Annotated in this window: 31 protein-coding genes and 1 tRNA gene; 14 read left to right on the forward strand and 18 right to left on the reverse strand. The window is 58.5% G+C overall.

The window, feature by feature from the left end:
- Positions 1 to 140: 140 nt before the first annotated feature.
- From ACR0ID_RS04750 to ACR0ID_RS04770, 5 genes are all read left to right on the forward strand, one after another.
- The gene (locus ACR0ID_RS04750) at positions 141 to 728 is read left to right on the forward strand and encodes a riboflavin synthase (protein ID WP_480476428.1); all 588 of its coding nucleotides are present in this window, start codon (positions 141 to 143) and stop codon (positions 726 to 728) included.
- A 104-nt stretch (positions 729 to 832) separates the two neighbouring features.
- A complete protein-coding gene (gene ribB / locus ACR0ID_RS04755; RefSeq protein WP_209504308.1) occupies positions 833 to 1,954 on the forward strand; it encodes a 3,4-dihydroxy-2-butanone-4-phosphate synthase in 1,122 nt (373 codons plus the stop codon).
- A gap of 2 nt (positions 1,955 to 1,956) precedes the next feature.
- Positions 1,957 to 2,508 (forward strand): 6,7-dimethyl-8-ribityllumazine synthase, encoded by a 552-nt coding sequence (locus ACR0ID_RS04760; RefSeq protein ID WP_480604115.1) that lies wholly within the window; start codon positions 1,957 to 1,959, stop codon positions 2,506 to 2,508.
- A complete protein-coding gene (gene nusB / locus ACR0ID_RS04765) occupies positions 2,505 to 2,987 on the forward strand; it encodes a transcription antitermination factor NusB (protein ID WP_209504306.1) in 483 nt (160 codons plus the stop codon). The genes ACR0ID_RS04760 and nusB overlap by 4 nt, the downstream gene beginning before the upstream one ends.
- 59 nt (positions 2,988 to 3,046) lie before the next feature.
- Complete coding sequence (locus tag ACR0ID_RS04770) at positions 3,047 to 3,352, forward strand: hypothetical protein (RefSeq protein ID WP_480604117.1); 306 nt, start codon at positions 3,047 to 3,049, stop codon at positions 3,350 to 3,352.
- 214 nt (positions 3,353 to 3,566) lie between these two features.
- Here the strand turns inward: ACR0ID_RS04770 and ACR0ID_RS04775 are convergent, their stop codons facing one another.
- Together ACR0ID_RS04775 and ACR0ID_RS04780 are read right to left on the reverse strand one after the other, a co-directional pair.
- A complete protein-coding gene (locus ACR0ID_RS04775) occupies positions 3,567 to 3,992 on the reverse strand; it encodes an SRPBCC family protein (protein WP_480604119.1) in 426 nt (141 codons plus the stop codon).
- Positions 3,989 to 4,309, reverse strand: a complete 321-nt coding sequence (locus ACR0ID_RS04780) for an ArsR/SmtB family transcription factor (RefSeq protein WP_480476940.1) — start codon at positions 4,307 to 4,309, stop codon at positions 3,989 to 3,991. Before ACR0ID_RS04780 ends, ACR0ID_RS04775 begins: the two co-directional genes overlap by 4 nt.
- A 114-nt stretch (positions 4,310 to 4,423) precedes the next feature.
- Between ACR0ID_RS04780 and ACR0ID_RS04785 the strand changes: the two genes are divergently transcribed.
- Positions 4,424 to 4,855 carry an MmcB family DNA repair protein gene (locus ACR0ID_RS04785; RefSeq protein WP_480493473.1) on the forward strand — a complete coding sequence of 144 codons (432 nt, stop codon included), beginning with the start codon at positions 4,424 to 4,426 and terminating at the stop codon, positions 4,853 to 4,855.
- A 5-nt stretch (positions 4,856 to 4,860) separates the two neighbouring features.
- Here the strand turns inward: ACR0ID_RS04785 and ACR0ID_RS04790 are convergent, their stop codons facing one another.
- Entirely contained in the window at positions 4,861 to 5,049 is a 189-nt protein-coding gene (locus ACR0ID_RS04790; RefSeq protein WP_117869403.1) for a DUF6324 family protein, read from the reverse strand.
- Positions 5,050 to 5,126: 77 nt separating this feature from the next.
- Between ACR0ID_RS04790 and ACR0ID_RS04795 the strand changes: the two genes are divergently transcribed.
- Positions 5,127 to 5,609 (forward strand): GNAT family N-acetyltransferase, encoded by a 483-nt coding sequence (locus ACR0ID_RS04795; RefSeq protein ID WP_480604121.1) that lies wholly within the window; start codon positions 5,127 to 5,129, stop codon positions 5,607 to 5,609.
- A 48-nt stretch (positions 5,610 to 5,657) separates the two neighbouring features.
- A tRNA-His gene (locus tag ACR0ID_RS04800) sits at positions 5,658 to 5,734 on the forward strand.
- A gap of 92 nt (positions 5,735 to 5,826) precedes the next feature.
- Here ACR0ID_RS04800 and ACR0ID_RS04805 read toward each other — a convergent pair.
- From ACR0ID_RS04805 to secG, 11 genes are all read right to left on the reverse strand, one after another.
- Positions 5,827 to 6,633 (reverse strand): ABC transporter permease, encoded by an 807-nt coding sequence (locus tag ACR0ID_RS04805; RefSeq protein WP_480554643.1) that lies wholly within the window; start codon positions 6,631 to 6,633, stop codon positions 5,827 to 5,829.
- 91 nt (positions 6,634 to 6,724) lie between these two features.
- Positions 6,725 to 7,612, reverse strand: a complete 888-nt coding sequence (locus ACR0ID_RS04810) for an ABC transporter permease (protein WP_480517728.1) — start codon at positions 7,610 to 7,612, stop codon at positions 6,725 to 6,727.
- Positions 7,613 to 7,691: 79 nt separating this feature from the next.
- Positions 7,692 to 8,441 carry a transporter substrate-binding domain-containing protein gene (locus ACR0ID_RS04815; protein ID WP_480476444.1) on the reverse strand — a complete coding sequence of 250 codons (750 nt, stop codon included), beginning with the start codon at positions 8,439 to 8,441 and terminating at the stop codon, positions 7,692 to 7,694.
- Between the two features lie 34 nt (positions 8,442 to 8,475).
- Positions 8,476 to 9,252 carry an ABC transporter ATP-binding protein gene (locus tag ACR0ID_RS04820; RefSeq protein WP_209504298.1) on the reverse strand — a complete coding sequence of 259 codons (777 nt, stop codon included), beginning with the start codon at positions 9,250 to 9,252 and terminating at the stop codon, positions 8,476 to 8,478.
- A gap of 128 nt (positions 9,253 to 9,380) precedes the next feature.
- Positions 9,381 to 10,130, reverse strand: a complete 750-nt coding sequence (locus ACR0ID_RS04825) for a phosphate/phosphite/phosphonate ABC transporter substrate-binding protein (RefSeq protein ID WP_480604123.1) — start codon at positions 10,128 to 10,130, stop codon at positions 9,381 to 9,383.
- Complete coding sequence (locus ACR0ID_RS04830; protein WP_480476448.1) at positions 10,127 to 10,564, reverse strand: tellurite resistance TerB family protein; 438 nt, start codon at positions 10,562 to 10,564, stop codon at positions 10,127 to 10,129. Before ACR0ID_RS04830 ends, ACR0ID_RS04825 begins: the two co-directional genes overlap by 4 nt.
- 20 nt (positions 10,565 to 10,584) lie before the next feature.
- Positions 10,585 to 11,034 (reverse strand): tellurite resistance TerB family protein, encoded by a 450-nt coding sequence (locus ACR0ID_RS04835; RefSeq protein ID WP_209504295.1) that lies wholly within the window; start codon positions 11,032 to 11,034, stop codon positions 10,585 to 10,587.
- 180 nt (positions 11,035 to 11,214) lie between these two features.
- Positions 11,215 to 11,985, reverse strand: a complete 771-nt coding sequence (locus tag ACR0ID_RS04840; RefSeq protein ID WP_480604125.1) for an isocitrate lyase/PEP mutase family protein — start codon at positions 11,983 to 11,985, stop codon at positions 11,215 to 11,217.
- Positions 11,986 to 12,145: 160 nt separating this feature from the next.
- On the reverse strand, positions 12,146 to 12,628 hold the full coding sequence (locus tag ACR0ID_RS04845) for a bacterioferritin (RefSeq protein ID WP_480554650.1): 483 nt from the start codon (positions 12,626 to 12,628) through the stop codon (positions 12,146 to 12,148).
- A 112-nt stretch (positions 12,629 to 12,740) separates the two neighbouring features.
- Entirely contained in the window at positions 12,741 to 14,384 is a 1,644-nt protein-coding gene (locus ACR0ID_RS04850; protein ID WP_480604127.1) for a CTP synthase, read from the reverse strand.
- A gap of 160 nt (positions 14,385 to 14,544) precedes the next feature.
- Entirely contained in the window at positions 14,545 to 14,904 is a 360-nt protein-coding gene (gene secG / locus ACR0ID_RS04855; RefSeq protein ID WP_480476944.1) for a preprotein translocase subunit SecG, read from the reverse strand.
- Positions 14,905 to 15,054: 150 nt separating this feature from the next.
- On the opposite strand from secG, the gene nthA reads away from it, so the two are divergent.
- The 5 genes from nthA to ACR0ID_RS04880 all read left to right on the forward strand — a co-directional run bounded on the left by nthA (position 15,055) and on the right by ACR0ID_RS04880 (position 18,425).
- Positions 15,055 to 15,669 carry a nitrile hydratase subunit alpha gene (nthA, locus tag ACR0ID_RS04860; RefSeq protein WP_480604129.1) on the forward strand — a complete coding sequence of 205 codons (615 nt, stop codon included), beginning with the start codon at positions 15,055 to 15,057 and terminating at the stop codon, positions 15,667 to 15,669.
- Entirely contained in the window at positions 15,666 to 16,343 is a 678-nt protein-coding gene (gene nthB / locus ACR0ID_RS04865; RefSeq protein ID WP_480476458.1) for a nitrile hydratase subunit beta, read from the forward strand. Before nthA ends, nthB begins: the two co-directional genes overlap by 4 nt.
- Positions 16,340 to 16,678 carry a nitrile hydratase accessory protein gene (locus ACR0ID_RS04870; protein WP_480493471.1) on the forward strand — a complete coding sequence of 113 codons (339 nt, stop codon included), beginning with the start codon at positions 16,340 to 16,342 and terminating at the stop codon, positions 16,676 to 16,678. The genes nthB and ACR0ID_RS04870 overlap by 4 nt, the downstream gene beginning before the upstream one ends.
- Positions 16,679 to 16,893: 215 nt before the next feature.
- A complete protein-coding gene (locus ACR0ID_RS04875) occupies positions 16,894 to 18,189 on the forward strand; it encodes an adenylosuccinate synthase (protein ID WP_480604131.1) in 1,296 nt (431 codons plus the stop codon).
- Positions 18,189 to 18,425 (forward strand): DUF2842 domain-containing protein, encoded by a 237-nt coding sequence (locus tag ACR0ID_RS04880; RefSeq protein ID WP_480476464.1) that lies wholly within the window; start codon positions 18,189 to 18,191, stop codon positions 18,423 to 18,425. The genes ACR0ID_RS04875 and ACR0ID_RS04880 overlap by 1 nt, the downstream gene beginning before the upstream one ends.
- Before the next feature lie 200 nt (positions 18,426 to 18,625).
- Here ACR0ID_RS04880 and ACR0ID_RS04885 read toward each other — a convergent pair whose 3' ends face one another.
- Positions 18,626 to 20,329, reverse strand: a complete 1,704-nt coding sequence (locus tag ACR0ID_RS04885; protein WP_480604133.1) for a hypothetical protein — start codon at positions 20,327 to 20,329, stop codon at positions 18,626 to 18,628.
- A 123-nt stretch (positions 20,330 to 20,452) separates the two neighbouring features.
- Here ACR0ID_RS04885 and ACR0ID_RS04890 point away from each other — a divergent pair, with 123 nt between their 5' ends.
- Positions 20,453 to 21,160, forward strand: a complete 708-nt coding sequence (locus ACR0ID_RS04890; protein WP_480476468.1) for a thiamine diphosphokinase — start codon at positions 20,453 to 20,455, stop codon at positions 21,158 to 21,160.
- On the opposite strand, the gene ACR0ID_RS04895 is transcribed toward ACR0ID_RS04890, so the two are convergent.
- From ACR0ID_RS04895 to ACR0ID_RS04905, 3 genes are read right to left on the reverse strand one after another with little or no spacing between them, the layout of a single operon-like run.
- The gene (locus ACR0ID_RS04895) at positions 21,105 to 22,019 is read right to left on the reverse strand and encodes a DMT family transporter (protein ID WP_480604135.1); all 915 of its coding nucleotides are present in this window, start codon (positions 22,017 to 22,019) and stop codon (positions 21,105 to 21,107) included. The genes ACR0ID_RS04890 and ACR0ID_RS04895 overlap by 56 nt on opposite strands.
- 45 nt (positions 22,020 to 22,064) lie before the next feature.
- Positions 22,065 to 22,481: a GFA family protein gene (locus ACR0ID_RS04900; protein WP_480604137.1), complete on the reverse strand. Its 417-nt coding sequence runs from the start codon at positions 22,479 to 22,481 to the stop codon at positions 22,065 to 22,067.
- A 20-nt stretch (positions 22,482 to 22,501) separates the two neighbouring features.
- Complete coding sequence (locus tag ACR0ID_RS04905) at positions 22,502 to 23,875, reverse strand: L-serine ammonia-lyase (RefSeq protein ID WP_480604139.1); 1,374 nt, start codon at positions 23,873 to 23,875, stop codon at positions 22,502 to 22,504.

The raw sequence follows: 23,875 nt of genomic DNA on the forward strand, positions 1-23,875 counted from the left end.
CGAACTGCTCGTATTGTTGTTGTTGCCAAAACTATGCCCGTTTGGTCGGTGTACGGCAAGGCAGGGCTTGCCCGCGCGGCCCGTTGGCCTTACCTCGACGGTGATAGTCAGGCACAGGTTAGAAACTGAGGGTTAACGGAATGTTTACAGGGATCGTCACCGACATGGGCACCGTCGCCGAGCTGGAGCAGCAGGGTGACCTGCGCGCGCGGATCAAGACCGCCTATGACACTGCGGGCATCGATATCGGGGCCTCGATTGCCAGTGACGGTGTGTGTCTGACCGTGATCGCGCTGGGCGACGATTGGTATGATGTCCAGATCAGCGCGGAAACCGTCTCGAAAACCAATCTCGACACATGGACTGTCGGCAAGCGTGTCAATCTGGAACGTGCCCTGAAGGTTGGTGACGAACTGGGCGGTCATATCGTCTCGGGCCATGTGGATGGCGTAGCCGAGGTGATCGCGATCAAGGAAGACGGCGACAGCACCCGCGTCACCCTGCGCGCACCAAAGGATCTTGCACGGTTCATTGCGCCCAAAGGGTCGGTGGCACTGAATGGCACATCCCTGACGGTCAATGACGTGACAGATTGCGATTTCGGCATCAACTTCATCCCACACACCAAAGAGGTCACCACCTGGGGTGACGTGCAGGTCGGTGACCGGGTCAATCTTGAGATCGATACGCTGGCCCGTTATGTGTCGCGTCTGGCCGAGATGTCCTGATACGATACGTCGCGTCGGAGCAGACCTGCGCCGTTTGTGGACTGGTCTTTGTGCCCTCAGTGGTCTATTCCGCCGTTCAAACATGCCATGCGAAAGGCTGCCCAATGAGCTTTGAGACACCCGGCCCGGTCGAGGCCCGGCTGCGCGACGCGATCAGCCCGATCGAAGACATTATTGAAGAGGCGCGTGCGGGCCGGATGTATATTCTGGTCGACCACGAGGATCGCGAAAACGAGGGCGATCTGGTGATTGCTGCCGAGTTCGCCGATGCCGAGGCCATTAACTTTATGGCCACCCATGGCCGTGGCCTTATCTGTCTGCCGATGACAGCGGAACGTGTCGAAGCGCTTGGGTTGCCGATGATGGCAGTGAACAACTCGTCCCGGCACGAAACCGCATTCACCGTGTCCATCGAAGCGCGCGAAGGGGTCAGTACCGGGATCTCTGCCGCCGACCGTGCGCTGACCGTGGCAACTGCGATCAACGAGCAGAACACGATGGCCCATATCGCAACGCCCGGCCACGTCTTCCCCTTGCGCGCCAAGCGGGGCGGGGTGCTGGTGCGTGCCGGTCATACCGAGGCCGCCGTTGATATCTCGCGTCTGGCCGGTCTGAACCCCTCGGGCGTGATCTGCGAGATTATGAAACCCGACGGCACCATGGCGCGTCTGCCCGATCTGGTTGAGTTTGCGCAAGAGCACAACATGAAGATCGGCACGATCAGTGACCTGATTGCCTACCGGTCGCGCAACGACAATCTGGTGGTTGAAACCTCGCGTCAGATGGTGACGTCAGAATATGGCGGCGAGTGGGAGATGCGGCTGTTCACCGATCAGACCCATGGCATCGAACATGTGGTCATGATCAAGGGCGACATCACCACACCCGAACCGGTGTTGACCCGCACCCATGCTCTGCACGAGGCCCCCGATATTCTGGGTCTTGGTCCGAAATCCTCGCGCGAACTGCCGCGCGCCATGGAAAAGATTGCTGAAGAAGGACGGGGCGTGGTCTGCCTGTTCCGTCAACCGCGCAACTCGCTATACGCCACGGGTGACGAGGGGCCGCGCACCATCAAACAAACCGGTCTGGGGGCGCAGATCCTGTCCAAGATGGGAATTCAGGAACTGGTCCTGCTAACCGACTCGCCGCAAACCGTTTATCTGGGGCTTGACGCGTTTGGCCTGTCCATCGTCGGCACCCGTTCGATTCTGAAGGAAGACTGATCATGGCTGCTCAAGACGAACATGGCGTTCTGCCGACACCGACATTTGACAAGCCGGTCAAGATGCTGATCGTGGCGGCGCCGTTTTATCGTGCGATTGCCGATAACCTGATCACGGGCGCGAAGGCCGAAATCGAAGCCGCGGGTGGCACCTGCGAAGTGGTCGAGGTACCCGGCGCGCTGGAAATCCCAACCGCCATCGCTATGGCCGACCGTCAATGCAACTTTGACGGCTATGTCGCGCTGGGCTGCGTCATTCGCGGTGAGACCACGCATTACGAAACCGTTTGCAACGACTCCAGCCGGGCCATCCAGTTGATGGGCCTACAGGGCCTGTGCATCGGCAATGGCATTCTGACTGTGGAAAACGACGCGCAGGCCGAAGTCCGCGCGAACCCTAAAAAGATGAATAAAGGGGGCGGGGCTGCTGCTGCGGCCTTGCATCTGATCGCGCTCAGCCGTAAGTGGGGCTCTTCCAAAAAGGGCGTTGGTTTCAAGCCGCCGTCCGAGTCCATCCTTGTGGCGGGCGACAGCAACGGACCCTCGACAGCATGACCAAGACAGACGCGCCGAAACCGGCCAACCAGAAACGCCTGATGAAATCCGCCGCCCGGCTTTATGCCGTGCAGGCGCTGTTCCAGATGGAACAGTCCGGGCAAACGACCGAAGCTGTCGTGAACGAGTTTCTGGATCACCGGTTTGGCGCCGTCTATGAGGGCGAGGAGATGCTGGACGGCGATATCTCGGTTTTCAGGTCCCTGGTTGACAATGCGGTGAACTATCAGGCGGCCATCGACCAGATGACTGACCGTGCGTTGGTGGCCAAATGGCCGATCGCGCGCATCGATCCGACCCTTCGTGCTGTGTTCCGTGCCGCAGGTGCCGAGCTGACCCAAAGCGACACGCCGCCAAAGGTTGTCATCACCGAATTCGTCGATGTGGCGCGTGCGTTTTTCCCGGAAGGCAAAGAGCCGAAATTCGTCAACGCTGTGCTGGATCACATGGCGCGCGAGGCACAGCCCGAGGCATTCTGACGCCTTTACGAGAACCAGATATGCGCTAACTTGAATGTCATAGCGCAAAGAGGTTCGCCATGCCCAAACTGATCCGCCTTTATATCGCGCAAGTTGCCTGGGGCTTTGTCATTTCGGCTGTGTTTGTCGGCGTTCTGTTGGCGCTGAATGTCGCAAACCTCCGCCATCTGATAACCAGTTCGGAAATCGGCTTTATCGCTTTGGTGATGATCTGGTTCATGAACGGCATTGTCTTTGCCGGTGTCCAGTTCGCCTACAAGATCATGAGCATGGCAGAAAAGCCGCAAGGCCCGCGCCGGGGGACACCTGTTGTACACAGCTTTGAACCGGCGGTTGCAAAGCAGGAAGCCCGCGCAGGGCGCTGAACTTCCGTGGAAAATGTGGCGGGACCACCAAACAACCGTGTGGTTTGATTCCCGAGGACCTGTATATACAGGTGGGCGCCAGGTAATCAGGCCAGGACCTGAACAGAGCCAGCCCCCTCGGAATTGCTTAAGGCCACCAGAATGCTACCTTTCACAAGAAGGGCAGAACCCGCCACGCGCTTAAGTAGGGCGTATGACGGGTTCGCACAAGGGGTCAGGCATCAACAGTTTCGTGCAATGCCGTGCGCATCTTGCCAAAGTGCTCGTCCCAACCCTTGTCCAGCGCCAGGATCAGGCCAAAGGCATCGGCCCCCTGCGGCAGGCCTTCATGCCGCAGGTCAAGGCGCGTCCCGCCTGCGACGGGTTCCAGGGTCCACTTGACTACGCTCACCGCGTCGCCCATCGGTTTTACGGTGAACGTGTATTCCAGATATTTGGGAGGGTTGGCAACGCGAACCTCACCCCAGATCAACAGGTCGCCGCTTGTTGTGCCAAACATCTCCAGCTTTTGACCGGCAGACAGAGTATGTTGAGGTTTGTGGAACCATTCCGCCAGACGATCCGGGTCTGTAAGATAAGCCCAAACCGTTTCCGGCTCGGCCCTCAGAAAGATCGATTTATTCAGAACTGCATCGGTCATTTCGATTTCCTTTCAACAGCTTCCTTGAGAGAGTTGAGGCGATCGTCCCAGAACTGGTCAAAATATCTGAGCCAGTCCAGAACGGGGGCCATCCCCTGTGGTTCAAGACGGTTAATGCGTTCGCGGCCGCGCGTTTCAACGGTGATCAAGCCGCCGTCGGATAGCACGGTCAGATGTTTTTTGACCGCGGCCCGGGTCATGTCGAACCGGTCTGTCAACTGCCCGATGGTCATGTCTTGAGACGAGAGCAATTGCACAATGTCCCTACGTGTGGGATCGGCCAGCGCACGAAAAGCGTTTTGAGTTCGGTTATCCATAAGCAACCCCAGAAGAGATACCATTTGGTATCATATTAATGCGACACCCAAAGGTATCATGTCAAGTGCGACGCAGCACTTTACTTTTGTTCCCTAATTGTTCACATTTCTGACATGACTTTAGATCTGCAGCCCGGACAGAAACTGGCGCGTGGCGTCGCACGCCACCTTGCCGCGCATGGTTTTGTTTCTGTTGAAGAATTCGTTCCGGCACGTGGTCTGCGTGTCGATGTGATGGGGCTGGGTCCCAAAGGTGAGATTTGGGTGATCGAATGCAAATCCAGCCGTGCCGATTATCAATCGGATGCCAAATGGCAGGGCTATCTGGAATGGTGCGACCGATTCTTCTGGGCCGTGGATACCGAGTTTCCGACCGATCTGTTACCTGACGAAACGGGCTTGATCATTGCTGATGCCTATGATGCCGAGATCGTGCGCATGGCGCCCGAGGACAAGCTTGCTCCAGCGCGGCGCAAAAAGATGATCCAGAAATTTGCAACAGATGCAGCACGCCGACTGCATGCACTGCGCGATCCGCGCTTGTAAAAAGCTCAGCCTTTGACGGCGAGGGCGGCCTGTATCGCGGCGCGGATCTCGTCTGCGATTTCTTCGGCTTCCTCGGGATCGAAATCCATCGGAATCTCGATGCCGTCGGCTTCGATGAACAAGCGTACCATCCCCTGATCGGTCGGGCCGATTTGCAGGTTGGCCTGTATATCGCGTTCGGTATTGATGCCCATCTGTGCCTCCGAGCCTGAGCGTTCGTGCTAACGCGCACGGGGTTGAGAATCAAGTCACCTTTGCGGTCAGATAAGACATGGATAAAGTGGTTCTCAGAACGTTTCGCCCCGATGATGCCGCGTGGCTGGTTGAACAGCACGGGTTGCTCTATGCGCGCGACGAAGGATTTGATGACAGCTTTGCCCCATTGGTTGCGCGCATCCTTGAGGAGTTCATTGCAGACAACGACCCGTCCTTTGAAAAAGGCTGGATTGCTGAACGGGCTGGACAAAGATTGGGTAGCATCTTCTGCGTGCGCGTGGACCAGACGACCGCCAAACTGCGCCTCTTCCTGCTTGTCCCCGAGGCGCGCGGACTTGGGTTGGGGAAACGGCTGTTACAGACCTGTACAGACTTCGCACGCGAGGCTGGATATCGGGAAATGGTTCTGTGGACCCATGAAAGCCATACGGCTGCCTGCGTGCTTTACAGGGCGTTTGGCTGGGAACTGATCGACAGCAAACCGGTGCATTCCTTTGGGGTCGATCTTGTCGAACAAAGCTGGAGAATTCGGCTTTAATCCTCTTGCATTCCCCCGGCGCGTTCGGTACATCGCCCCTCACGAAGTGCCGCCTTAGCTCAGTTGGTTAGAGCGCTGGATTGTGGATCCAGAGGTCCCCTGTTCAAGCCAGGGAGGCGGTACCATTCCCCCAAAATCGACTGTCCGTGTTCGCACCGCCAAGCGCATTACAAACATAGTGTAGGCTCGAACGCCGGAAAGTCCGGCGCGCTGATCTTTAGCGCGCCAGGTTCAGTTTGAACCGCATTTTCACCCGTTTCGCAGTGGGCAGGTGGCGGTTCAGGCGTTTGTTGATGAGGCCAAAACCCCCGACAATCACCAATGTCAGCAAGATGAAATAGAACGCCAGAATTGGATAGGGGATAAACGGGTTGAACGTCTTGTCCGCGAAATAGCTGGCGTAATAGAGCGCGTCGCCGCGCTGCTGCCAGGCCGGAAAGGCCGAGAAGAAGACCAGCGTGGTGGCGTGGAACAGAAAGATGGCTTCGTTCGTGTAGGCAGGCCAGGCCAGCCGCAGCATGGTTGGCCAGACGATCCGCCGAAACCGCGACCAGCCGGACATACCATAGGCATCTGCCGCTTCGATATCTCCCTTGGGGATCGAGCGCAGAGCACCATAAAAAATCTCACCTGAATAAGCGGCGGTGTTCAGGAACAGCACGATCAGTGCGCCGAGCCAAGCCGAGGTGAAGGCGTCAAACAGTGGATAGGTTTTCTTCAGCGACAGAAAGAAGAAATAGGCAAAGAAGAACTGGATAAAGAGCGGCGAGCCCCGGAACAGAAAGATGAACCATTCGGCAGGTTTGCGCAGCCATTTGTTGGTCGAGGCTTTGCCGACGGCCAGTGCAGTGGCCAGAAAGAACCCGGTCGTCAGCGCCATGACGCCGAAATAGATGTTCCAGATCATGCCCGAGCCGATCAGGGTGAACTGTTCGCACAGGGTGAAATCGGTCTTGGGCAGCAGGCGCTCCCCAATGCCAAGCGAACGCAGGCCGTAATCCTGAATGGTCTGGATGCAGCTCATGCTCGGGCTCCCTGAAAAGGAGATTGCGTGCGCGAATGAGATTGCTGTGCAATCGCGTGCGGCACCCGGATGCGGTCTTGAACGCGGATCATCATGCCGTGGTCTCCTTGCGCAGAAGCTCTCCGCCCGAAGTGGCCTGTCCGTGGGACAATCGCCGCATCAGTTTTTCCAACCCAAGTTCCGAGAAACGGGTCATGCCAAGGTAGAAGATCAGCAGGAACAGGAAATACCACATGCGCCAGTCGCCATGCGGGTATTGCGTGAATTTCGAGGTTTTGGTGCCGCCCAGTTCGCGCGCCCAATACACGATATCTTCAACACCCAGCAGGAAGAGCAGGGGCGTCGCCTTGATCAGCACCATCCACAGATTGGACAGGCCGGGCAGCGCGTAGACCCACATCTGAGGCACCAGGATGCGCCAGAAGGTCTGGCGGCGGTTCATACCATAAGCTTCGGCCGTTTCCAGCTGCGCATGTGGTACGGCGCGCATCCCCCCGAACAGGACATTGGCCGCAAAGGCGCCAAAAACGATAGAGAACGTGATGACCGCCAGGAAAAACCCATAGGTTTCATGCATCCATTCAGGCGCGGTCCCGAGTGGCAGCTTGGCAGCCTGACAAACAAGGAAATCATTGCCCTGGCGGATTGGGTCGGTCCAGTCCGGGCACAATATCTTATGCCGCGTCCATTCGAACGCCTGATCCAGTGCGATGACGAAAAACAGGAAAAACGCAATGTCGGGCACGCCGCGCACAATCGCGATATACCCTTTGCCCAGCCAGCTGAGCGGGGGGAAATGCGAGCGCGCCGCCATGGCACCCGCAAACCCGAAGCCAAGTGCGACGGGCGCGGTCACAGCCAGCAGGGCCAAAACCTTGATGAAAGACAGGTAGAACGACCAGTGTACGCCATTGGTCAGGTAGCATGAAAACCAGCGGAACGTGCCCAGCGTGTCAGGATCAGCGCAGTACGAGAACATATGGCGTCTTTCCAACGTCTGTTCCGGCTAGGCCGGAATCGGCCCGGTGCCGAGGCACCGGACCGGGATTGGTCAGGTCTTAGTTGGTGACGACCGAACCGTCAGTACCGTATGTGGCGGTGCCTTCACCGAACCACTTGATCAGCATCTCGTTCAGCGTACCGTCGGCTTTCATCGAAGTGATGGCTTCGTCGAACTTGCCGCGCAGTTCACCGTCGCTTTCACGCAGGCCCATGCCAACGCCACCGCCCAGCGGAACCGGATCGCCGACAAACACCAGTTCACCGCCCGATTCCTCGACCAGCGGCACCAGATAGTCGCGGTCGGCCAGAACGGCATCGGCTTCGCCGTTACGGACGGCTGCGATGGTTTCTTCCGGGGTCGCGAATTCGACCAGGGTTGCGCCGGATTCGGCAACGTGGCCCGCCTGGATCGTGGCGGTTTGCGCCGCAACGACACCGCCGGTTACGTCTGCCGAGTCAGAGGTCGCAACATAGGCCGAAGCGGTCGGCGGGTAATAGTCTTGGGTAAAGTCGATGACCTCATCACGTTCGGCTGTGATCGACATACCGGCGATGATGGTGTCGTAGTTGCCCGAGACCAGGTTCGGAATGATCGAATCCCAGTCGTTCTTGACCCATTCACACTCCAGGTTGGCGCGTTTGCACAGCTCGTCGCCGACTTCACGCTCGAACCCGTCGATTTCACCTGCATCGTTGATGAAGTTGTACGGAGGGTAGGCGCCCTCGGTGCCCATGCGGATCGTGTCGGCCATGGCGATACCAGCAGTCAGCGCCAGGGCCGCAGTGGACAGAATCAGGTTTTTCATTGGTTACTCCCCAGTTTTGGTTCTGTTCTTGAAGTTAAGCCGCCTGAGTGGCGGAGAGAAAGCCCCGAAGCCGCTCGGATTCGGGTGACGTAAAGATATCTTCGGGCAAACCTTCTTCCTCGATCAGGCCCTGATGAAGAAATACCACGTGGCTCGAGATATCTGCCGCCATTTTCATGTCATGAGTCACGATGATCATGGTGCGCCCTTCGGCTGCCAGATCCTTGATCACCTTGATCACTTCCTGTTCCAGTTCGGGATCCAGCGCCGAGGTCGGTTCGTCGAACAACAGCGCCTGTGGTTCCATGCACAGCCCCCGCGCGATAGCGGCGCGCTGTTGCTGACCGCCGGACAATTGCGCCGGATAGGCGTCGCATTTGTCGCCAATGCCAACTTTCTCAAGGTATTTGCGCGCGCTGTCTTCCACTTCGGCCTTGTCGCGGCCCAGAACGGTCACGGGGGCTTCCATGACATTTTGCAGGATGGTCATATGCGCCCACAGATTGAACTGCTGAAACACCATCGACAGGTTGGTGCGGATGCGCAGGACCTGCTTGGGGTCCGCGGGGCGGCGCCCATGGCTATCGCCCGACCATTTGACAGGTTCGCCTTTGAACAGGATTTCGCCCTGCTGGCTGTCTTCCAACAGATTGCAGCAGCGCAGCAAAGTTGATTTTCCTGACCCCGATGACCCGATCAACGAGACCACGTCGCCGCCATGCGCTGTGATGTCCACCCCCTTCAACACTTCCAGATTGCCGAAGCTTTTGTGAAGGTTTTTGATTTCGATGACGGGAGCGGTTTCTGTCACGGGCAGTCCAGTAGTTTGTGGTGTTGGTGCGGTACTAGGGCCGAAAAATTTGCTCAATGCAATGCGCAATTCGCAAATTCAGGGTCGGAAACTGTCAAATTGACCAAATGCACCCGACAATTTGGCCATCAGATTATCCGCTGGGCGCATGGCGGTGGCGGGGTCGGTACGGACAGGTACTCCTCCGCCGGGATGTCGATCAGCCCCTGAATGTGCAGCGTTTTGCGGTCGTGTTCGGCAAGGTTTTCTATTGCTGCCCGAACTGCGTCTGCGACCAGATCCGCGTTTTGGTCGGGTCCGGTAATATAGGGCAGGGTCGGTGTAGAAGCGGTTTTTGCCAGTTCGCGCAGGCTTTCGCCCAGATCGGTATGTTCTTGCAACATCATCCAGGTCAACGCATCCAGCGCCGCGAAATCTGCCTTCCCCTCCGAGACCGCCTGCGCTGACAGCGCGTGACCGCCTGTCTCCAACAACGACGCGGGATACAGGTTCTCCCGGGATAAATGCGTGATGGGTGCCGCCCAGCCGGATTGGGACAATGCTTCGTTATATGCGAAGATACCGTCAGTCATTCCCGCCAGCGTGCGGTCGTCGTCGCGCCGCGCCACAAAGACCGAGCAATAATGCCCGGCAGGGCAACCGGGCAGGCCGTAATCCGGGGTGCCCACCAGTTGAACACGACCATGCAAGCGTGTGCGATAGGGCATTCCACAGGTCTGTGCCAGCACCAGATCGGGATCAAGCCAAACCTGCCAAACATCGGCGTCTCGGGTCAGCTGTTCTGGCCCGTAACCCAGATTCGCGCGAATCAACCCCCAGAACCGACCATTGGCGGCCTGAACCTCGGGCATGTCGTACATGCCAAGCATGGCTATCAAGATTTGGCGGCCTTTTGCCGGGCCAAAGCCGAATCCACGTCGCTGACACCCAGCAGGCTGACAACCAGACGCAGCAGCGAGTCCTCCTCACCCGTGCGGTGGCCATCAGCCAGGGCCACTGACCACAGCGCCTGAACCACCGCCAGCCGGTTTTCATAAGCGACTGCTTCCTTGATGGCGCGGGTAAAACGGACCGTGTCGGGGGCTTCAGCCTCCAGATCTTCGGCACGGGCGCGCAAAGCCGCGCTTTCGAATGGGGACAAACCGTATCGTTCTGCCGATATGCGGTCGATGCGCGACATTTCGGAGGCAGAATAATCGTTGTCAGATCGTGCCAGACGCACCAGCAGGGCCGTCAGGGCCAGGCGGGCATCATCTTCGACAAGCGGGTCGGGCTTGGGCTGTGTGAGCCTGGAAAGAAAGTCACTGAACATGGGTAAGATATAGCGGGCGCTTAACTCACATCCAAGCGGCTTTGGACGCGCTCGCGCGCTGCCTGACTGTCATTGTAGCTCAGGCCCATGGCAATGCGGGCTTCTTCGACGATCTTTATCTCGCCCTCGTCCGAACTGCCATCAGCCAGAACGATTTCCCACAACGCGTCAAGGGCTGCCAGCCGCTCTTTCAGATCCGTGGTTTCCCGGATCAGTTTGCCGAACGTATCAGTTTCCGGTGCCGCAGCATGGAGTTTTTCACAGGTGGCACGCACCTTGGCTGCCTCAATCGCGTTATGCTGGTACAGACGGGCCAGTATCTTGTCGATCAGACTGATCTCTTCCAGCTTGTAATCGCGATCTGCCTGCGCGACGCGCACCATCAGAGCACCCAGAGCAAGTTCTGCATCCGGGTCCGGCAACTGTTCATGATGAGGCGGTCTGAGCGCCTTAAAGAACCTTTTCAACATAACAAACACCTAGACGACAGGTCGTGATCGGCCAAGCACGAATTGCTGGTCGCTCTATGGTATTGCGTGTGTCCCAGGCTGAATCAGAGCGGCGCGGCACCGGTTACACACCGGCCAACAATCAATCATAGCCCAATATCCATGGGTTGCAATTTGTGCTGAGGAAACAAAGACCTGTGATTACCAGGTCAGGGCCTCTTTGGCTGCGGTTTGCAACCAGGCCAGCATTTGGCGATAGGGAACCGGACCGTAGCTGATCCGCGCAACCCCCAGTTTTGCCAGGGTGGGCGTATCCGGCGTGCCGGGCAGGGCGATGATATTGACCGGTAAGGCCGTGGATTCGCAAAGCCGGGCGATCAGGGCTTCGTTCTTTAGCCCGGGTGCAAAGAATCCGCTGGCACCTGCATCAGCATAGGCATTGGCACGGGCAATGGCCTCATTCAGCATCGTGTCGTCATGGGTGTCCGCTGCTGCCTTCAGGAAGATATCTGTGCGCGCATTGACATAGGCGGGAATGCCTGCGCGCGCGCAGGCGTCGCACATCGCTTCAACACGTTTGGCTTGAGTGGCGATGTCAAAGAGACCGTCTCCACCTATGATCTGGTCTTCAAAGTTGAAACCAACAACACCGCAGTCCAGCGCGCGCTGAACGTTTTGCGCGATCCCTTGCGGGTCTTCGGCATAAGCGCCCTCGAAATCCAGTGTTACGGGCAAGTCAACCGCTGCAACGATGCGGCGTGCATTGTCCAACGCGGCCTCAAGTGGAATGTTCTGCCCGTCGCCATAGCCCTGCGCCATGGCAACAGGGGCACTGCCGGTCGCGATGGCCTGGGCACCAGCGTCCCGAACAGCGCCAGCGCTGCCAACGTCCCAGATATTGAACAGAATGACAGGATCGCCTTTCTTGTGAAGGCTGGTAAAGGTCACGGCTTTCTGGGACTGGCTGGTCATCGGAACTCTCCTGTTGTCGCGTATCCTACAGCTAACGCTGCGAAAATGACCCGGCCAGAGTTTTTGCACCCAGACAGGTCACTTTGAGGTGACGGCACAGGCACAGATTGCGTCAGCTGCGCAAAGTACCTGTGACATCCACCGGCTTGAAACCAAGGTCTCAGGCTTCGCCCGCGGCGCCAGAGACGAATTTCGCGCTAAACGCAGATTCGCCCAGACGTTGCAGCAGGCTCAGCTGTGTCTCCAGCCAGGCTTTGTGACCTTCTTCTTCCATCAGGATGCGTTCGAACAGTGAACGCGAACCAACATCACCGACTTCGGCCGCCTGTTGCGCTGCATTGGTGTAAAAAACAACGGCCTCACTCTCGTCTTGGAGATCAGAGGCAAACATTTCTTCCAGTGTACCCGCTGCGGCAGGGCTTTTCTGAAACGCAAGCTCGGGGGTTCCACCCAGAAACAGGATACGTTCAATAAAGGCGTCAGAATGCACCAGTTCTTCCTGCATCTCGCCCCGCATTTTCTCAGCCAGAATATCAAGGCCCCAGTCGTCCAAAACGTGCGCGTGCAACTGGTATTGGTGCGCGGCAGTAAGCTCCATATGAAGCGCTTGCTGAAGGTTGCTGATCGTTGTTGCGTTGCTCATCGGAAATCTCCTGAAATCGTGAAATGCAAAAGCAGAAAGCCTGCCTCTGCACACAGTTAAGAGATCAATCCCCACGAAACAACGTGGGGTGGCAGTCCGACACAGTCAGGGATCAGACCAGGCGTGAGGTATCTTTCGCGGCCCGCACAAAATCGCGAAACAGCGGATGCGGGTCAAACGGCTTGGACTTCAGTTCCGGGTGGTACTGAACGCCAATGAACCACGGGTGATCCGCCCATTCCACGATTTCGGGCAGACGACCGTCCGGCGACATGCCCGAAAACTTCAGGCCCGCTTTTTCAAGCTTGTCGCGATACTTGATGTCCACCTCATAGCGGTGGCGGTGCCGTTCCTCGATCTGGGTGCCGCCATAGACCTCGGCGACTTTGGACCCGTCCGCCAATACTGCGTTGTAGGCCCCAAGGCGCATTGTGCCGCCTTTGTTGTCGCCGACCTTGCGCTCGACCTTGTGGTTGCCCTGTACCCACTCTTTGAGGTGATAGACCACCGGTTCAAACCGTTTCTTCCCGGCCTCATGGTCGAATTCCTCGGACCCGGCTTCGGTAATACCCGCAACGTTTCGCGCTGCCTCGATCACCGCCATCTGCATGCCAAGACAAATGCCCAGATAGGGGACTTTGTGCTCGCGCGCATATTGCGCCGCCTTGATCTTGCCTTCGGTGCCACGCTCGCCAAATCCACCGGGGACGAGGATGGCGTGGAAGCCTTCCAGATACGGAGCTGCGTCTTCGGTGTCGAAAACTTCGGCATCCACCCACTCGATCTTGACCTTCACACGGTTGGCCATACCGCCATGGGTCAGCGCCTCGGCAATCGACTTATAGGCGTCTTCAAGCTGCGTGTATTTGCCGACAATGGCCACTTTCACTTCGCCTTCGGCGTTGTGGATGCGGTCGCTGACATCTTCCCATTTGGCCAGATCAGGTTTGGGGGCGGGGCTGATCTGGAAGGCATCCAGAACGGCCTGGTCCAGCCCCTCGCGGTGATAGGCCAGCGGCGCGTCGTAAATGGTGGACAGGTCCTGCGCCGCGATCACGCTGTCCGGACGCACGTTACAGAACAGGGCAAGCTTTTCCCGTTCCTTGGTCGGGATCGGCCCTTCGGACCGGCAGACCAGAATATCGGGGGCCAGACCGATCGAGCGCAGTTCTTTCACCGAGTGCTGGGTAGGCTTGGTTTTCAACTCACCCGACGCTTTGATGTAGGGCAGCAACGTCAGATGCATAAAGATACACTGGCCGCGCGGTTTGTCCTGACTGAACTGTCGGATGGCTTCAAAGAAGGGCAGGCCTTCGATGTCACCCACGGTACCGCCAATCTCACACAGCATGAAATCAACCTCATCCTCGCCGATGGCGATGAAATCCTTGATCTCGTTGGTGACGTGCGGGATCACCTGAATGGTCTTGCCAAGGTAATCGCCGCGGCGTTCTTTCTCGAGCACGTTTGAATAAATCCGCCCGGAACTGACCGAGTCGGTCTTGCGCGCTGCGACACCGGTGAACCGTTCGTAATGGCCAAGGTCCAGATCGGTCTCGGCGCCATCATCGGTGACAAACACTTCGCCATGCTCAAAGGGCGACATCGTGCCGGGATCGACGTTCAGATAGGGGTCCAGCTTGCGCAGACGCACCGAATAACCGCGGGCCTGCAACAAAGCGCCCAAAGCTGCCGAAGCCAGCCCTTTGCCCAAGGACGAAACCACACCACCGGTGATGAAAATAAAACGTGCCATAGTTTTTCGGCTGCTCCCGTGAGACGTCAAAATCAGCTGCCCGGCGGTTCCGAAAAACCGCTGCATCACGGGACTTCACGTATAAAGGATTCGCGCCAAAAGCGCAAGAGAACCGCAAGATGCTGTTGCAGTCCTCTTTCATGTTTCTAGGTTTTGTGGATCAATCCGCCTGCGGGATCAGAGGCGCGTTGTCGTCCTGTGCCGGCGGCAAAAGATCATCAACCGACGGAATCGCCGGTGCGCTTTCCTCGGTCGAAGCCGGTGCCGGAACGCCCAGACGGTCGATTACCGAGCTGCCCGAAGATTTCTGAGCCGCAAGAATGGTCAGCGTGATCGAGGTGACGATGAAACAGGCCGCCAGAATCCACGTCAGCTTGCCCAATGCCGTCGCTGCTGCGCGACCGGCCATGGCACCGCCACCACCCATACCCAGGCCACCGCCTTCGGACCGCTGCATCAGGACAACGGCGATCAGGCCCAGAGCCAGAAGAAGATGGATAATGAGAACGACGTTTTCCATGGTGGTCCTGTACAGCGTGGCGTGTATCGCGTGGTACTTATGCAAGTTTGCCAGCGGGGGCAAGTCAGGAGTTGGCATCAACTTCTTTGATGTATCCCATCACGTCAAAGGGACTGGACAGTGTGTTGATTTGTGACGCAGGCTGCGGCCATGCCACATGACGATCACGACCACCCGCATGCCCTGTTGCCACCTGAACCCGCATTGCGCGTCAAAGCGCTCGAGACGATTCTGACCCGCAAAGGGCTGATCGATCCGGCGACTCTGGATGAGATCATCGACACTTATCAGAACAGGATCGGGCCGCAAAACGGCGCGCGCGTCGTTGCCAAAGCCTGGAGCGACCCTGCCTTCAAAGCTGCCCTGCTTGAAGACGCCACTCCAGTCGTAGCGGACCTTGGCTACTATGGCCGCCAGGGCGAACATATGGTGGTGGTCGAGAATACACCGGACCGGCACAATATGGTCGTCTGCACCCTGTGCAGCTGTTACCCTTGGCCGCTGCTGGGTATCCCGCCCGGATGGTACAAATCCGACGCCTACCGAGCCCGCGCAGTGCGAGAACCGCGCAAGGTGTTGGCCGAATTCGGCGTCACCTTGCCCCAAGACACCTCTGTACGGGTTTGGGATTCGACGGCCGAGATTCGCTATCTCGTCTTGCCCATGCGCCCTGAAGGCACAGACGGAATGAGCGAAGATGAGCTTGCTGCGCTTGTGACGCGCGACAGCATGATCGGCACGGGCCTTCCCAAGGTGCCATCATGACCCGCGTTCACGATATGGGAGGCCGTTTCGGTGATGGTCCGATACACCCCGAGGCAGAGGACGCGCCTGTTTTTGCCGAAGACTGGCACGCCCGCGCTCTTGCGGTGACACTTGCATCCGGGTTTCTGGGGCAGTGGAACATCGACGTTTCGCGCCACGCGCGCGAACGCTTGTCTCCGAAGGATTACACCCGGTTTTCGTATTATGAGAAATGGATATCCGGTCTGGCCGATCTGCTGGTCGAAAAGGGTGTTCTGACATTGGATGATCTGCGTGGCGTGAGCGGCGACAATCCGCACCCCTTGGCAGACAGAGCGCTCAAGGCCGAAGCGGTGTCCGCTGCGCTGGCCAAAGGCGGGCCTGCGGACAGGCCTTCCAATGTCGCGGCGCTGTATTCTGTGGGGCAAGAGGTTGTCACGGTCCGGCCGACAGCAAATCGCCTCGTGGATGGAGGTCACACGCGCCTGCCTGTCTATGCATCCGGTGCCAGGGGCCGAATCCTGCGCCTGCACGGAACCCATGTTCTGCCCGATTCCAATGCGCATGGGTTGGGTGAGGCGCCAGAGCCGATTTATGCAGTGGCTTTTGCGGCATCAGAACTCTGGGCCGCCACCGAACATCCCGCCGACCAGGTGGTGCTGGACCTCTGGCAAAGCTACCTGGAACCGGCATGAACGACTGTATCTCATACGGAGCCCCCGAGCCGGTTTTTGCTGAACCCTGGCACGCTCAGGTCTTTGCCGTCACCGTCGCGCTGAACGAGGCCGGACGGTTCGAATGGGCGGATTGGGCGGCGCGTTTTTCAGCGACATTGAAACACAATGGGCTTGCCGGGGAATTGGATGGCGGTGACGATTACTTCCACGCATGGCTGGAAACGCTTGAGGCATTGCTGGCCGAACAGGGCGCTGCAAGGCCGAAAGATGTGCTTGATCTGCATAAGGCCTGGGAAGAGGCTTACCTGACCACTCCGCATGGGCAACCTGTCCACTTACGGCGACAGGGTTAGGGGGCTCTGCCCCCGCCGCCCGTTCCGGGCGCCTCCCCCGGGATATTTACAGCCAGGTGAAGCAGGGGATCCACTCTTCATCTGGCTACAAATATCCCCGCCGGAGGCATCGCGCGCGAGCGCGATTTTCCTCTGCGGCGAAATATCGGTTTCCCTGCCGTTTTTGCCCCGCTATATGAGCCGGGTTTGATCACTCAGCACGAAAAGGACCGGATATGGCCAACGTGGTTGTTGTCGGCGCCCAATGGGGCGACGAAGGAAAAGGCAAGATTGTCGACTGGCTCAGCGAAAGGGCGGACGTAATCGCGCGTTTTCAGGGCGGTCACAATGCCGGTCATACGCTGGTGATCGACGGTGAGGTTTATAAGCTGCACGCGCTTCCTTCGGGCGTGGTACGCGGCGGCAAGTTGAGCGTTATTGGCAACGGCGTGGTTCTGGACCCCTGGCATCTGGTCAATGAGATCGCAACCATCCGGGCGCAGGGTGTTGAGATCACTCCTGAGACGCTGATGATCGCTGAAAACACGCCATTGATTCTGCCCATTCATGGCGAGCTGGACCGTGCGCGCGAGGAAGCTGCGAGCAAAGGCACCAAGATCGGAACAACCGGTCGCGGAATTGGCCCGGCCTATGAAGACAAGGTTGGGCGGCGTTCTGTTCGCGTTGCCGATCTGGCGGACGAAGCCACGCTGGAGGCCCGCGTGGACCGCGCATTGCAACACCACGATCCGTTGCGCAAGGGTCTGGGTATCGAGTCGGTTGACCGCGACGCGCTGATCGCTCTACTCAAAGAGATCGCGCAACAAATTCTGCCGTTTGCAGCTCCCGTCTGGAAAGTGCTGAACGAAAAGCGCAAGGCCGGGAAACGCATCCTGTTTGAAGGGGCGCAGGGCGCGCTGCTGGATATCGATTTCGGCACCTATCCCTTTGTGACGTCGTCGAACGTGATTGCGGGGCAGGCGGCAACCGGTGTTGGAATCGGTCCGGGCTCGATCAATTTCGTGCTTGGCATTGTTAAGGCCTATACCACCCGTGTTGGAGAAGGGCCGTTCCCGACCGAGTTGGAAGACGCAGACGGTCAGCGTCTGGGTGAACGCGGGCACGAATTCGGCACGACAACAGGCCGCAAGCGCCGCTGCGGATGGTTCGACGCCTGTCTGGTGCGCCAGACCTGCGCAACCAGCGGCGTGAACGGTATTTCGCTGACCAAGCTGGATGTTCTGGACGGGTTTGAGACACTTAAGATCTGCACCGGGTATGAGCTGGATGGCGAACGTTTGGATTACCTTCCGACCGCTGCTGATCAGCAAGCCCGCTGTACTCCGATTTATGAAGAAATGCCGGGGTGGAGCGAATCGACCGAAGGCGCGCGCAGCTGGGCGGATTTACCTGCAAATGCGATCAAATATGTGCGTCGGGTCGAAGAACTGATCGAATGCCCGGTTGCGCTTTTGTCCACAAGCCCGGAGCGGGACGACACCATTCTGGTGACGGACCCCTTTGCTGACTGATGCGCGAGAAACAGAAGACAGGGTTGAGTTACAAGGCACGCCGGCGCTGGTCGCTGGTGATCCTTGTGCTTGGCCTTCCGCTGTACATCATCGCCGTGGTGACGATCGTGAACTTGCTGGGGCGTCCTCCGATCTGGATTGAGTTGCTGGTTTATATCGTGCTGGGCATCCTTTGGGCCCTGCCGTTCAAGTTCGTGTTTCGCGGCGTCGGTAAAGAAGACCCCGATCAGTCCTAGCGCTCGTGAGGTACGTGTAAATGACCGGGCCTGCTGAGTGCCGTGCGGGAAAACGCGTGGTCCTCGGCGCTTTGGTGACGACCGTCTGGTAACAGTCGAAACGCGCGGGCTTTGCCATTCAAGGCAGGCGTATGGTCCAATTGCAAAAGCAAAAAGGCCGGGGGCAAACCCCGGCCTTGCTTGTGAACCTTCCGGTGTGATCAGCCTACGGCACGCTCGTCGTCGGGGCGAAAACCGATCAGGTTGGACGCCGCGAAACGCCCGCCTCCGGCTTTCTCGATTTTACCATCGCGCAGCAACTGCCCAAAAGAACGCAGGCTTTCTTCGCGATTGAACTCGTCCTGTTTCAGCGAACGCACCTTGTTCATCAGCTGCGGGCGCGAAAACTGCTCCTGACCTTCGATGAAGGACAGATAGGCGGCAGCCGCTTCCAGAAGATCAGGCAGCGATTGCGCACCCTGTTCCTGTGCAAACTGTGCGAAACCGCCTTCCTCTGATCCGGTTGCTTCCTGGTCTGTAGTGACGCGACGTGGCAAGACCGGACTTGCGGATGTTCCGTGTTCATCCACGCGCTGCTCGGCCACCAGCTTGAGTGGCGCCGGAGCTTCCGGTGCCGGACGCATGCTGGTTACCTTGATTTCGGGTCGCCGTGGGCTGACCACGGATGCCAGATCGCCGCGGTATTCCCGGTCGGCCGCCTCTTTCGAGCGCGCCTGACCGTCGCGGTCGGCTTCGGTGGCTGCGACGGCGGTGCGCAGGTGCGAATAGGTTTCGCGCGCATCGCTGCTGCTGGGGTCATCCATATGCTCGCCGGTCTTTGCCATCAGGCGCGACATATCCTGATCGGGATCCGCATCGTCAGCCAGTTTTTGGCTCGAACGACCGGACAGGTGCTGTTCGATCTCGGAAATTTCGGTCAACAGGTGCATTTCGTCTTCTGCCGTCAATACACCCTGCGTCAGGTCTTCCTCGACCGGTTCATCGTCGGATTCAATTGCTACGTCTTCAACGTTGAGGATGTTGGGGGCATCTTCTTCGTCGAAATCGTCTTCGGCAACGTCTTCAAGATCAGCGAACAGAGGCTCGGCAGCGGACTGATCCGCCACCGGCGCGTCTTCGATTTCGTCGATATGCAGGGGCTGGGGGGTCAGGGGCGCCTGCAGGTCAACGGTTTCTTCGATCTGAGTTTCAGAAGCTTCGGGGATCAGTGCTTCTGCTGTCTCAGCCGCTTGCGGTTCTTCAGCTTCCTGATCCTGCAACTCATCAATCGCAGGTGCCGCGGGCTCTTCGGTTTCCTGGGCTTCAGGCTCTGAGGGTTCGGCAAAGTCTTCTGCGCTGAGCGCACCGGCCTCAAACGCGGCGGCCACAGCATCTACCGGGGGGGCGGTATTGGCCAGCAGCGGCGACTCTTCGTCTTCGGAATACTCGGCAGCGGGCACGTCGGAATGAGAGACGACCGCGCGAATGCGTTGCAGTTTCGCCGCGATGCTGTCAGCAGCCGGGGGCGGGGTGTCCGCGACAGGTTCTGCCTCGGCGAACCCGGTCTGCGCAGGGGCCGGTTGCGGCTGAACATGAGTGGGAGTTTCGGCAACATTGATCGCGGCCGTGTGCGGGGCCGGTTCTTCAACAGCAACAGGAGTTTCGGTGGTCTGAGTGGCGCGCAGCAACAGGCCGGATTCGTTCTGACGGGCTTCGACGCGCTGTGATGCGTCGCGCCGGGCGATGCGGGTCAGCATTTCGGCATCCGGTTGCGGGGGTTCTGAGCCGAAGTAGCGGTCATCCGCTGCGAGATCGCGGAAATACTCGGCGATGGCTTTCATCGTTTCAAAGGAATCATCAAATCCTTCCAAAGTGCAGGAGAAGGTTCCATATGAAACGGTTAATACCTTGTTATTCTGTACCATCAGACGCACGTCCTTTACAAACTACGAGAGCCCACTTACCCGGAATCGGGAGCACACGAAGGCTCTGAACTTTATGCATGAACCTATCATTTTGTGGTCTTAATGTGTCCAAATCCGGGAAAAATGGCCAATCTTAGGAAAATCAAGCCAATTGTACGCTCTGCCGATCCAATTGGGCTGTTCGGAGGTGGATTTATCGGATCTGGAGACCTGAATCTGGTGCTGAATCGCGTCAATTCGGTCGTTGCCGCCGATGGCGGAGCGGACGTTTTGACAGAATCAGGCCGGATTCCCGATGCGGTGATTGGTGACTTCGATTCGCTGAGCAAAGCGACGCAAGCAAAAATTCCCGCGGATCGCCTGTTTGCCATCCGCGAACAGGACAGCACCGATTTCGACAAGGCTCTGCGCAATCTGCACGCTCCGCTGGTTCTGGGGGCTGGGTTTCTTGGCGGGCGGCTTGATCATCAACTGGCCGTTCTGAACGTTCTGGTCCGGCGGCAGGATCAGGCCTGCATATTGCTGGGCGAACGTGAATTGGTTTTTCACGCACCGCCAGAGATCAAGCTGCCGGTTGCGCCCGGCGATGTGGTCTCGCTGTTTCCGATGCAGCCAGTGACGGGGCGTAGTACCGGGCTGGAATGGCCGATTGACGATCTGGCCTTTCGGCCGGACGGGCAGGTGGGAACATCCAACCGCGCACTGGCACCTGTCGAGCTGAAGATGGATGGGCCGGGCTTGCTGGTGATGATCCCGCGCGCTGCACTCGATCCGCTTATGCAGGTGTTTCTGTCGGGGCAGACCGGGCGCTGGCCCGCTCGCGCAGAATGACGTACAGGCCTGCGGCAATGGTAATGACGATGCCAACTGCAGCCAATCCGTCGGGCAGGTCGCTGAAGATCACCCATCCTATCAGGGTTGCAACCGGGATTTCCAGATATTGCATCGGGGCCAGTGTAGCAGAGGGCGCATAGCGCAGCGACCAGGTCATCAGCAGATGGGCGACCGTACCCAACACCCCGATCGCAATCAGCAGCCAGTTCAGGTCGCTGGACGGCAGGGTCATCGAGAGCTCTTGAATGTTCATTTGCGTGCCAATCAGAAGGATCGGAGCCAGAAGGACTGTCGCAAATACGCCGGACACGGCTTGCAACGACACCGGGTCGGTCTCTTTCGCGACTTGCCGGGTGACCAGCATGAACAAGGCAAAAACCACGGCAACGATCAGTGGCAGCAACGAAGGTGCGCCCACCTCTGCAAAGCTGGGTTGAATAACTAGCAACGTGCCAATGAACCCGACGATGCAGGCGGCAAGACGGCGGGAACCGACTTCTTCCTCCAGAACATATTTGCCCAGCAGCAGCATGATGAATGGCATGACGAAGGCAATTGCAACGGCATCCGCCAAAGGCAGGAATTGCAGCGCGCTGAACATGGCCGAAATGCCGATGATATGCAGCACGGTCCGTAGCAGGGTCAGCCGCAGGATCCGTCCGCGCATCCGCCAGGGTCGCCCCGTCACCGCAACCAGCGGGATCAGGATCACCGCTTGCACCGCGAAACGCACCGTGACCAGCAGACCCAGCGGCGTGGTCTCGCCCAACAGCTTCGCCATCGCATCCCCCAAGGGCGCGAGCACGCAAAAACCGAGCATCAAAAAGATGCCAAAGACGGGTCTGTCCTGAGTCACGAGCGCGACGCTAACTGTTTCGCGACGCAGAGGGAAGCGCTGTTGTCAGCGGTCGGCCAGGGGCTGAACCTTGGTGTAATCCGGCCCGTTGCAGGTAGGCAAACCATCCTCCAATTTCAGCCATTTCAGCTTTTCTTCATGCGCGACATGCAACGTAGGTTCCAGCGCTTCAGGAGAGTCCAGTGTCGCGACAAAAAGGTGCATCACATCCGACATGGCGGTTGAACTGATGGACATTGGCGTGCCGCAGTGCGGGCAGAAGCTGCGCTCGACACCGGGAGAGGAGTTGAAACGCTTGGGCTCTTCACTGGTCCACCGCCAATGGCCATCGTGAACTCCGAAATATGTTGTCATCGGCGCTGCGCATTTGCGACGGCAACTGTCGCAATGGCAGCTGACGCATGACAGTACCGGAGGGTCGACCTCGAACCGGATCTTGCCGCACAGACAATGTCCACGCATGTCGCCCCTCGCTTTCTGTTTCAGCAGTTCGGTACGTTCACAGCCAGACCACCCAGAGACGTTTCCTTGTATTTCTCATGCATGTCATGGCCGGTCTGGCGCATCGTCTCGATCACCGCGTCCAGCGGGACGAAATGCTGACCATCTCCGCGCAAGGCCAGCGAGGCGGCGGAAACCGCTTTGATGGCCCCCAGCGCGTTTCGTTCGATACAAGGAACCTGAACCAGCCCGGCAACAGGGTCGCAGGTCATGCCCAGATGATGCTCCAGCGCGATCTCGGCGGCATTTTCCACCTGTTCGGGGGTTCCCCCCATCACGGCGCAAAGCCCGGCTGCCGCCATGGCGGCCGCGCTGCCAACTTCGGCCTGACATCCCGCTTCGGCACCCGAGATTGAGGCGTTGTATTTCACCAATCCACCAATGGCCGCTGCGGTCAGCAAGAAATCCTCGATATGGCTCTCGGACGCGCCCGGTACGTGATCCAGATAATAGCGCAGAACAGCGGGCAGAACACCTGCGGCCCCGTTGGTGGGCGCGGTGACAACTTGCCCGCCCGCCGCGTTTTCCTCGTTGACCGCCATGGCATAGACGCTCATCCAGTCGTTGATCGTGTGCGGCGCGGTCAGGTTCATGCCGCGCTCGGCCATCAGCGCATCATAGATGCCTTTCGCGCGGCGGCGCACTTTCAACCCGCCCGGAAGGATGCCGTCAGTGGTCAAGCCACGTTCGATACAGGAATTCATGACGTCCCACAGGCGGGCCGAGCCTTTCGCGAAACTGTCGGCGCAGCCCCGCGCGATCTCGTTCGCGCGCTTCATCCCGGCAATGCTTTTGCCACTGGATTTGGCCATCTCAAGCATTTCTGCGGCGGATTTGAACGGGAACGGGACCGGGTCGCCTTCGTCGGTGTCTTTCCCCTCGGCCAGTTCTTCCTCGGTCAGGACAAAGCCGCCGCCGATCGAATAGAACACCTGCCGCAGGATCACATCGCCCTGTGCGTCGGTGGCCATCAGGATCATCCCGTTGGCGTGTCCGGGCAGATTGTTGTCGTAGTCAAAGATCAGATCCGCCTTGGGATCGAAATGAAGCGTCGGCAGGCCTTCGGGCGTGACCGTGTGCGTGCGGGCGATATCAGCCAGCGCGGCCTCGGCCTTTTCATTGTCATAGGTGTCAGGAACAAAACCCGCCAGACCCAGAATGGTCGCCCGATCGGTCGCGTGACCGACACCGGTGAAGGCAAGCGAGCCGTGCAACGATCCTTTCAGGCCTGTAAACTCAAAGGGGGAGGCGCGCATCATGTCCAAAAAGCGCGCCGCGGCCACCATCGGGCCCATTGTGTGCGATGAAGACGGGCCAATGCCCACTTTGAACATATCGAAGACAGATAGGAACAT

This window comes from Ruegeria sp. AL2, assembly GCF_056540845.1.